Genomic DNA, 1793 nt, shown 5'->3' on the forward strand with positions numbered 1-1793 from the left:
GAAGGAATGCCTTTCGACGAGCAGCACCTCGTCTTCGAAGGAGGGATATCCAATCGGCAACTCGAAGAGAAAGCGGTCGAGTTGCGCTTCAGGTAGCGGGTAGGTGCCTTCCTGCTCGATCGGGTTCTGAGTTGCCAGTACCAGGAACGGCTCGGTCATTCCGTACATTTTTCCAGCCAGAGTCACGGTTTTTTCCTGCATCGCTTCAAGCAGCGCGGCTTGCGTTTTGGGCGGGGTACGGTTGATTTCATCGGCCAGCAGCACCTGGGTGAACACGGGGCCCGGCACGAAGACGAATTGCCTGTGCCCTGTAGCGGGATCCTCCTGGAGGATTTCGGTTCCCGTGATGTCGGACGGCATCAGATCGGGCGTGAATTGCACTCGCGAGAAGTGAAGTCCCAAAAGATGAGCGACGACACGGACAAGCAGCGTCTTGGCCAGCCCGGGGACGCCAACCAGCAGGCAGTGGCCGCGACTGAGTAGCGCGATAAGAATTGCCTCAACTGCGGCATCTTGTCCGACCACCGACAGAGCAACGTTCTTTTGCAGGTTGTCCAGAATTCCCGGGAGTTGATTCAAATGGACGACCGCATCTTGGCTGGGGACGGGCGGGAGTGGGGGAAATGAGGACATGGCGTTTGGTTGGGCAATTAGGGATTCTGGAAAGTGAGGCCGTCTTGGAGGGTTTCCTGCAGATGGTGGCAGCTAGCCTGAAAGCCGCCAGTCTCCTTTTGATCGAGATCGGCTTCGGAGAGGACCACGTCCAGTTTCACCGTGATGTCTGAAGGAGTGGCGGCATTCCAAGTGAGATTCCAGCTCAGTTGCGGACCCGGATCGGATTGAGGAGCTGGCAACTTCAGGCCCGAAGAGCCGGGTGCCAGATGGATGTGCCACGTCTGGACGATTTCCATCGGGTAACCCTCGTTGAGATGCAGAGGATTTGAGCGCGGCAACGCGGCTACCCGCCATTCTTGCGGAAGCCACGCCGGGAGGCGAAAGATCTCGGTGGAGGACTGAGGCAATCGGCTGACCAGACCATCCCAGGAGCCGTTCGCCTTCCAATTAAAGCCATGGTCGAGGTCATCGACTGCCGTTTCCTGCTGATGCCCGGGAATAAATGTGCCACTGGTCGAGGAGAACTGTGCGGCCAATAGCGGGAGCACCTGATGAGGGCCAGCCGCTTGGGCCATGGCGCGCAGGAGATAGTCGGCATAGCCAATGCCATCGGCTTGAATCTCAACGTCGGCGTCGCGCTCACCTGCGTGAGTCAAGTTCACCGTGGTCTCAATTGTGAGACGATGATCTTTTACATTTGAGACCGGAAGCGTGGTCAAAGCATCGACTTTATCATCAACAACCAGGACCTGGCGCCCCGGGTCTCCCGGTGGAAGCAAGCCGAAACGGCAGACATCATCCGTGGAATCGATCCAGAGCGTTTTGCCGGCGAAGTCCACGGCGGCTATCGCGTGATTGAAGGCGAAGCCGGGGAGGTCCTCATAGGCTTGGGAAAATCGTGGCACCAATACCAGGTGCGTCTTAAAGCCGACGGCGGTCAGGAGCGTATCGAGAAGGTTCGCCTTGTCCTTGCAATCGCCATACCGATTTTGCCACACGTGTAGGGCAGAGTGAGGCCGAAAAGAGTTTACGCCCAACGGCACTGAGACATACCGAAAATTGGTTACAAAGCGGGTGATCCGCTCAATTTTATCCTCATCGTTTTTCGCCCCAACAATCAGGTCCTGCGCTTGCGCGGTCAACTCGGGCTCGGGTTGGTCGCTGTCCCGAATCAACCG

Annotated in this window: 2 protein-coding genes; both read right to left on the minus strand. The window is 57.5% G+C overall.

Annotation, left to right across the window (positions count from 1 at the left end):
* Window positions 1–633 (minus strand): AAA family ATPase (locus WBR57_RS02665; protein WP_424081857.1); only part of this gene is annotated, 633 nt, incomplete at its 3' end.
* A gap of 17 nt (window positions 634–650) precedes the next feature.
* The coding region (locus WBR57_RS02670; RefSeq protein WP_424081859.1) for a transglutaminase-like domain-containing protein at window positions 651–1793 on the minus strand (1143 nt) is incomplete at its 5' end.

Source organism: Pseudomonas sp. (genome assembly GCF_049590575.1).
In the GTDB taxonomy this organism is placed as follows: Bacteria; Pseudomonadota; Gammaproteobacteria; order Pseudomonadales; family Pseudomonadaceae; genus Aquipseudomonas.